Below are 8,571 nucleotides of genomic sequence, written 5' to 3'. Positions count from 1 at the left end.
TGCCAGACCGCAAGGTGTTTTAACAAATCAAAAGGGGTTTTAATAACTGGCTCAAAGCTGAAAGCTTTCCGGAACCCCCAGCCTAGCTGGGGGTTTTCTGTGCACAAAAAACCACGGGGCATCGCAGCCCCGTGGTTAAAACAAATGTTCAGTGATTTAGTGAGCGCTGGAGGTCACCTGACGACCTGCCGCGCGATCCCAGATAATGGCCAGAACCACCATCACCACTGTTGGCATTAACCACGCCAGACCTTGTTCGGCCAGCGGTAAACGCTGCGCCCAGGACGGTAAGATATCGCTGAATGCAGATGCTTTGATCCCGTCGAGAATACCAAAAAGCAGGCTGATAAACATCGGCGGAGCAATCACGCGGGACGAATTATGCCACCATGAGCGTGTAAAACTTAATACAACCAGTGCGATACACGGCGGATAAATGGCGGTCAGCACCGGTACAGAGATCTGAATCAGCTGACTCAAGCCGAGGTTAGACACCACCATCGAGAAGCCGCCGAGGATAAACACCAGCGTACGATAAGAGAGCGGTACGTACTGGGCGAAGAATTCTGCACAAGCACAGGTCAGGCCAACCGCCGTGACCAGGCAGGCGATGAAGATTAACGCCGCCAGCAGGAAGCTACCGCCGCCGCCAAAGGTATGCTGAACGTAAGCATGCAGGATCGCCGCACCGTTTGCAGACTGATCGACCAGCGACGCGCTGTCTGAACCCAGACGGAACAGCGCCAGGTACAGCAGAGTCAGACCAACACCCGCCATCAGGCCAGCCCAGACGGTATAACGGGTCAGCAGACGCGCTTCGGTAACGCCACGAGAACGCGCCGCGTTAACAATAACGATACCAAACACCATTGCGCCCAGCGTATCCATGGTCAGATAGCCGTTAACGAAGCCGTTAGAAAACGCAGCGTTTTGATAAGCCTCAGTCGCCGTGCTGATAGAACCCGCCGGCCAGACAATCGCGGCAACAGACAGGATGACCAGCGCGATAATTTTCAGCGGCGCAAGGAAGTTGCCCACGGTATCCAGCAGTTTGCCCGGATAGAGCGAAACCAGAATAACGATAGCGAAATAAACCAGGCTGTAGATAAACAGCGGCAGTGCGGAATCACCCGTCAGCGGCGCAATGCCCACTTCAAAAGAAACGGTAGCTGTACGCGGCGTAGCGAAAAGCGGCCCCACCGCCAGGTAACACACCGTTGCCAGCAGTACGCCAGCGACTTTACCGATTGGCGTGCTGAGGCTGTCAACACCGCCGCCAACTTTTGCCAGCGCCACTACCGTTAATACCGGCAGGCCAACGGCAGTAATGAGGAAGCCGAATGCCGCAGTCCAGACGTGTTCGCCTGCCTGTAAGCCGACCATTGGAGGGAAAATAATGTTACCTGCGCCGACGAACAACGCAAATGTCATAAAGCCCAGAGCGATGATATCGCGCGATCTTAATTGATGGGTCATAAATCATACTGCCTGTGGATGTGGTGTTGTAACGTTAAATTTTTGTGCCAATCCCTGGGGATGATACAGCGGTATATTTAAACAATTTTAGCGGGAAATACTCCCAACCAGGCGCGGCGAAGAATAGTTTTTCGATTTACCGCGTGAATGCAGTCAGTATGACAGCACCTGAAGCGCAATTTAAACGCTTATAACGTTTTAAAGCAAGAAGGGATCTAAAAACCAGAGGTATATAGCGATAAGAAATCACCAAACAGTATAAAACACTATTTCCGTGAAAAAGACATGGCTAATCATGCGAACAAAAAATCACCAACCGTTGTAAAATCTAACGCCCGTATTTTGACTGCAAAGAAAATAAGCCAGCATCGGCTGGCTTATGGCAATAAAAGATGACAAAGGCGGATTAATCGCTGTTTTTGGCAATTAAACGTTCCGGGATAACAAAACTGAAACGTGTTCCTTTTCCTACTGTACTCTCAATATTCAGGCGACTTTCGTGATGATTCACCGCATGTTTCACGATCGCTAACCCTAATCCGCTACCGCCGGTTTGCCGGGAACGCGCTTTATCAACGCGATAAAAACGCTCGGTCAGGCGCGGAATATGCTCCGGTGCAATGCCCGGTCCGTTATCTTCAACGCTAAATTCGGCACCGTGCGGCACTCGCTGCCAGCGTACGGTGATATGCGTGCCTTCCGGCGTATGATTTACGGCGTTATAGACCAGGTTCGAAATCGCACTGCGTAGCTGATCTTCGTTGCCAGACACCTTGAGGCCGTTATCTATCTCAAAGGTAAATGTCTGTTTTTTCTGACTCAGAGTCTGAGCCTCGCGCTCAACAACGCGCAGCATCATTGGCACATCAACCTTTTCATTGAGCAAATGCGTCGGTGCGGCTTCTATTTTCGACAGCGTCAGCAATTGCTTCACCAGCCCTTCCATCCGCTGGGTCTGCTCGCGCATGGTGTGCAACGCTTTTTCACGTACCGCGCCTTCCAGCGGTTGCTCATCCATCATCTCCAGGTAACCCTGTAACACAGTCAATGGCGTACGTAACTCATGGCTCACGTTGGCAAAAAAGTTACGCCGCGCCCCTTCCAGTTGATGCATTTGCGTGACATCACGCGCCACCATCAGCAACTGTTTGTGGGTATAAGGCATGACGCGAATTTCCAGATGCCGCCCGGTGTTGAGCACCAGATTAAGCGGGCGAGAAAAATCACGCGTTTTCAGATATTGCGTAAACTCCGGGTAACGCAGCAAGTTAAGGATGTTCTGCCCGTTATCTTCCGGCCAGCGCAAGCCAAGAATCTGTTGCGCCAGACCGTTGCACCAGAAAATACCGCCCTCTTCCGTGGTCAGCACCACCGCGTCGGGCAGCGACTCCGCGCCGCTACGAAAGCGTTTAATCAGATTGCCCAGTTCGCGGCGGCGTTTTTTATTTCGCAACTGCATCTGGTGTAATCCGTATAGCAGCGGTTCCCAGCTACCACGTCCCGGTGGCGGGGTCATACTACGATCCACCCACAGCCACCATGAAAGGCGCAATAAATTCCAGAAATGCCAGATAAGCAGTCCTGTTACCGATGCCAGCAAAAACCAGGGCAGGTAACCAAAAAATGCACCCAGGATGAAAGCCGGGAGGCAGCAAAGTAGCAGCTCCAGCACCAGCCTTTTCCACGACAGCCGTTCCAGCACGTAAGATACTCCAGTTAAGAAATCATAAGCCCTGCTCTGCGTCCGATGAGCAAGGCGTTAAAAGCGGGTTGAAAAACGATATCCTGTACCGCGCACGGTCTGCACCATGCGGTCATGCCCGCCGGGCTCCAGTGCTTTACGCAGGCGACGAATGTGGACATCGACCGTACGATCTTCCACATACACGTTGGTTCCCCAGACGTGGTTTAACAGCTGCTCGCGGCTGTACACGCGCTCAGGATGCGTCATAAAAAAGTGCAGCAGTTTAAATTCTGTCGGCCCCATCTCCAGTGGCTCTTCGCCCGCCATCACCCGGTGAGATGTCGGGTCGAGGCTTAGCCCCTGCATCTCGATCACCTCTTCCACCGCCATTGGCGAAATACGGCGCATTACCGCTTTGATTCGCGCCACCAGCTCCTTCGGCGAAAACGGCTTGGTGATATAGTCATCCGCGCCGGTTTCAAGGCCGCGCACGCGATCTTCTTCTTCCCCTCTGGCGGTCAACATCACCACTGGAATATCCCGGGTCATCGACTCGCGCTTGAGGTGTTTGATGAACTGGATACCGGAGCCGCCAGGTAACATCCAGTCAAGGAGAATTAAATCCGGCCAGGGTTCATTCAGTTGATTCACAGCACTGTCATAATCTTCCGCTTCGACCGGCTGAAAGCCATTTTGTTCGAGCACGAAGCAGACCATTTCGCGAATTGGTGCTTCATCTTCTACGACCAGAATACGTCTCGCCATGATTTGCCCTGTTGTAATAAATAGGTTGCGATCATTAATGCGACGTCATTATGCGTCAGATTTATGACAGATTTATGAAAAGCTCGTCGCACATATCTTCAGGTTATTGATTTCCGTGGCGCAGAAAAAAGCAAATGGCACATCTGTTTGGGTATAATCGCGCCCATGCTTTTTCGCCAGGGAACCGTTATGCGCATCCTTCACACCTCAGACTGGCATCTCGGCCAGAACTTCTACAGTAAAAGCCGCGAAGCTGAACATCAGGCTTTTCTTGACTGGCTGCTGGAGACAGCACAAACCCATCAGGTGGATGCGATTATTGTTGCCGGTGATGTTTTCGATACCGGCTCGCCCCCCAGTTACGCCCGCACGTTATACAACCGTTTTGTTGTCAATTTACAGCAAACTGGCTGTCATCTGGTGGTACTGGCAGGAAACCATGACTCGGTCGCCACGCTGAATGAATCGCGCGATATCATGGCGTTCCTCAATACGATCGTGGTCGCCAGCGCCGGACATGCGCCGCAAATCTTGCCTCGTCGCGACGGGACGCCAGGGGCAGTGCTGTGCCCCATTCCGTTTTTACGCCCACGTGACATTATTACCAGCCAGGCGGGGCTTAACGGTATTGAAAAACAGCAGCATTTGCTGGCGGCTATTACTGATTATTATCAACAACACTATGCCGATGCCTGCAAACTGCGCGGCGCTCAGCCTCTGCCCATCATCGCCACGGGACATTTAACAACTGTGGGTGCCAGTAAAAGTGATGCCGTGCGTGACATCTATATTGGCACGCTGGACGCGTTTCCGGCACAAAACTTTCCGCCAGCCGACTACATCGCGCTTGGGCATATTCACCGCGCGCAGATTATTGGCGGCATGGAACATGTTCGCTATTGCGGCTCCCCCATTCCACTGAGTTTTGATGAATGCGGTAAGAGTAAATATGTCCATCTGGTGACATTTTCAAACGGCAAATTAGAGAGCGTGGAAAACCTGAACGTACCGGTAACGCAACCCATGGCGGTGCTGAAAGGCGATCTGGCGTCGATTACTGAACAGCTGGAACAGTGGCGCGATGTATCACAGGAGCCACCGGTCTGGCTGGATATCGAAATCACTACTGATGAGTATCTGCATGATATTCAGCGCAAAATCCAGGCATTAACCGAATCATTGCCTGTCGAAGTATTGCTGGTACGCCGGAGTCGTGAACAGCGCGAGCGAGTGTTAGCCAGCCAACAGCGTGAAACCCTCAGCGAACTCAGCGTCGAAGAGGTGTTCAATCGCCGTCTGGCACTGGAAGAACTGGATGAATCGCAGCAGCAACGTCTGCAGCATCTTTTCACCACGACGTTGCATACCCTCGCCGGAGAACACGAAGCATGAAAATTCTCAGCCTGCGCCTGAAAAACCTGAACTCATTAAAAGGCGAATGGAAGATTGATTTCACCCGCGAGCCGTTCGCCAGCAACGGGCTGTTTGCCATTACCGGCCCAACCGGTGCGGGGAAAACCACCCTGCTGGACGCCATTTGTCTGGCGCTGTATCACGAAACTCCGCGCCTTTCTAACGTTTCACAATCGCAAAATGATCTCATGACCCGCGATACCGCCGAATGTCTGGCGGAGGTGGAGTTTGAAGTGAAAGGTGAAGCGTATCGCGCGTTCTGGAGCCAGAATCGGGCGCGTAACCAGCCGGACGGTAATTTGCAGGTGCCACGCGTAGAGCTGGCGCGCTGCGCCGATGGCAAAATTCTCGCCGACAAAGTGAAAGATAAGCTGGAACTGACGGCGACGTTAACCGGACTGGATTACGGGCGCTTCACCCGTTCGATGCTGCTTTCGCAGGGGCAATTTGCTGCCTTCCTGAATGCCAAACCCAAAGAACGCGCGGAATTGCTCGAGGAGTTAACTGGCACTGAAATCTACGGGCAAATCTCGGCGATGGTTTTTGAGCAGCACAAATCAGCCCGCACAGAGCTGGAGAAGCTGCAAGCGCAGGCCAGCGGCGTCGCGTTGCTCACGCCAGAACAAGTGCAATCGCTGACAGCGAGTTTGCAGGTACTTACTGACGAAGAAAAACAGTTACTTACCGCGCAGCAGCAAGAACAACAATCACTAAACTGGTTAACGCGTCTGGACGAATTGCAGCAAGAAGCCAGCCGCCGTCAACAGGCCTTGCAACAGGCGTTAGCCGTAGAAGAAAAAGCGCAACCTCAACTGGCGGCGCTCAGTCTGGCACAACCGGCACGAAATCTTCGTCCGCACTGGGAACGCATCGCAGAACACAGCGCGGCGCTGGCGCATACTCGCCAGCAGATTGAAGAAGTAAATACTCGCTTACAGAGCACAATGGCGCTTCGCGCGAGCATTCGCCACCACGCGGCGAAGCAGTCAGCAGAATTACAGCAGCAGCAACAAAGTCTGAATGCCTGGTTACAGGAACACGACCGCTTCCGTCAGTGGAACAACGAACTGGCGGGTTGGCGTGCGCAGTTCTCCCAACAAACCAGCGATCGCGAGCATCTGCGGCAATGGCAGCAACAGTTAACCCATGCAGAGCAAAAACTTAATGCGCTTGCGGCGATCACGTTGACGTTAACCGCCGATGAAGTTGCTAGCGCCCTGGCGCAACATGCTGAGCAACGCCCACTGCGTCAGCGCCTGGTCGCGCTGCATGGACAGATTGTTCCCCAACAAAAACGCCTGGCGCAATTACAGGTCGCTATCCAGAATGTCACGCAAGAACAGACGCAACGTAACGCCGCACTTAACGAAATGCGCCAGCGTTATAAAGAAAAGACGCAGCAACTTGCCGATGTGAAAACCATTTGCGAGCAGGAAGCGCGCATCAAAACGCTGGAAGCTCAACGTGCACAGTTACAGGCGGGTCAGCCTTGTCCACTTTGTGGTTCCACCAGCCACCCGGCGGTCGAGGCGTATCAGGCGCTGGAGCCTGGCGTTAATCAGTCTCGATTACTGGCGCTGGAAAACGAAGTTAAAAAGCTCGGTGAAGAAGGTGCGACGCTACGTGGGCAACTGGACGCCTTAACAAAGCAACTTCAGCGTGATGAAAACGAAGCGCAAAGCCTCCGACAAGATGAGCAAGCACTTACTCAACAATGGCAAGCCGTCACGGCCAGCCTCAATATCACCTTGCAGCCACAGGACGATATTCAACCGTGGCTGGATGCACAAGATGAGCACGAACGCCAGCTGCGGTTACTCAGCCAACGGCATGAATTACAAGGGCAGATTGCCGCGCATAATCAGCAAATTATCCATTATCAACAGCAAATTGAACAACGCCAGCAGCAGCTCTTAACGGCATTGGCGGGTTATGCACTGACATTGCCACAGGAAGATGAAGAAGAGAGCTGGTTGGCGACGCGTCAGCAAGAAGCGCAGAGCTGGCAGCAACGCCAGAACGAATTAACCGCGCTGCAAAACCGTATGCAGCAACTGACGCCGATTCTGGAAACGTTGCCGCAAAGTGATGAACTCCCGCACAGCGAAGAAACTGTAGCGCTGGAAAACTGGCGGCAAGTTCACGAACAATGCCTCGCGTTGCAAAGCCAGCAGCAAACGTTGCAGCAACAGGAGGCTCTGGCAGCGCAAAGTCTGCAAAAAGCCCAGGCGCAGTTTGACACCGCGCTACAGGACAGCATTTTTGACGATCAGCAGGCATTTCTTGCGGCGTTAATGGATGAGCAGACGCTAACGCAGCTGGAACAGCTGAAACAGAATCTGGAAAACCAGCGCCGTCAGGCGCAAACGCTGGTCACTCAGACAGCTGAAACGCTGGCACAGCATCAGCAACACCGACCTGACGGGTTGGCTCTCACTGTGACGGTGGAGCAGATTCAGCAAGAGTTAGCGCAAACTCAGCAAAAGTTGCGTGAAAACACCACCAGTCAGGGCGAGATTCGCCAGCAGCTGAAGCAGGATGCAGACAACCGTCAGCAACAACAAACCTTAATGCAGCAAATTGCTCAAATGACGCAGCAGGTTGAGGACTGGGGATATCTGAATTCGCTAATAGGTTCCAAAGAGGGCGATAAATTCCGCAAGTTTGCCCAGGGGCTGACGCTGGATAATTTAGTCCATCTCGCTAATCAGCAACTTACCCGGCTGCACGGGCGCTATCTGTTACAGCGCAAAGCCAGCGAGGCGCTGGAAGTCGAGGTTGTTGATACCTGGCAGGCAGATGCGGTACGCGACACCCGTACCCTTTCTGGCGGCGAAAGTTTCCTCGTCAGTCTGGCGCTGGCACTGGCGCTTTCAGATCTGGTCAGCCATAAAACGCGTATTGACTCGCTGTTCCTTGATGAAGGTTTTGGCACGCTGGATAGCGAAACGCTGGATACCGCCCTTGATGCGCTGGATGCCCTGAACGCCAGCGGCAAAACCATCGGTGTGATTAGCCACGTAGAAGCGATGAAAGAGCGTATTCCGGTGCAGATCAAAGTGAAAAAGATCAACGGCCTGGGCTACAGCAAACTGGAAAGTATGTTTGCAGTGAAATAACTATTCAGCAGGATAATGAATACAGAGGGGCGAATTATCTCTTGGCCTTGCTGGTCGTTATCCTGCAAGCTATCACTTTATTGGCTACGGTGATTGGTAGCCGTTCTGGTGGTT

The 8,571-nt window shown here is 52.9% G+C and carries 5 protein-coding genes; 2 read left to right on the top strand and 3 right to left on the bottom strand.

Annotation, left to right across the window (positions count from 1 at the left end):
• Positions 1–156: 156 nt before the first annotated feature.
• From brnQ to phoB, 3 genes are all read right to left on the bottom strand, one after another.
• Entirely contained in the window at positions 157–1,476 is a 1,320-nt protein-coding gene (gene brnQ, locus ACJHYD_RS15930) for a branched-chain amino acid transporter carrier protein BrnQ (protein ID WP_000149639.1), read from the bottom strand.
• Between the two features lie 406 nt (positions 1,477–1,882).
• Positions 1,883–3,178 carry a phosphate regulon sensor histidine kinase PhoR gene (phoR, locus tag ACJHYD_RS15925; RefSeq protein WP_000893603.1) on the bottom strand — a complete coding sequence of 432 codons (1,296 nt, stop codon included), beginning with the start codon at positions 3,176–3,178 and terminating at the stop codon, positions 1,883–1,885.
• A 57-nt stretch (positions 3,179–3,235) separates the two neighbouring features.
• Positions 3,236–3,925 carry a phosphate response regulator transcription factor PhoB gene (gene phoB / locus ACJHYD_RS15920; protein WP_000113933.1) on the bottom strand — a complete coding sequence of 230 codons (690 nt, stop codon included), beginning with the start codon at positions 3,923–3,925 and terminating at the stop codon, positions 3,236–3,238.
• Positions 3,926–4,114: 189 nt separating this feature from the next.
• Between phoB and sbcD the strand changes: the two genes are divergently transcribed.
• Both sbcD and sbcC read left to right on the top strand, forming a co-directional pair.
• On the top strand, positions 4,115–5,317 hold the full coding sequence (sbcD, locus tag ACJHYD_RS15915) for an exonuclease subunit SbcD (protein WP_109553735.1): 1,203 nt from the start codon (positions 4,115–4,117) through the stop codon (positions 5,315–5,317).
• Complete coding sequence (gene sbcC / locus ACJHYD_RS15910; RefSeq protein WP_001550718.1) at positions 5,314–8,457, top strand: exonuclease subunit SbcC; 3,144 nt, start codon at positions 5,314–5,316, stop codon at positions 8,455–8,457. The genes sbcD and sbcC overlap by 4 nt, the downstream gene beginning before the upstream one ends.
• The last annotated feature ends 114 nt before the right edge of the window (positions 8,458–8,571 follow it).

The sequence above is a fragment of the Escherichia sp. WS1368 genome, assembly GCF_046487485.1.
Taxonomy (GTDB): Bacteria; Pseudomonadota; Gammaproteobacteria; order Enterobacterales; family Enterobacteriaceae; genus Escherichia; species Escherichia coli.
This window is presented reverse-complemented; position numbering and strand designations above follow the sequence as displayed.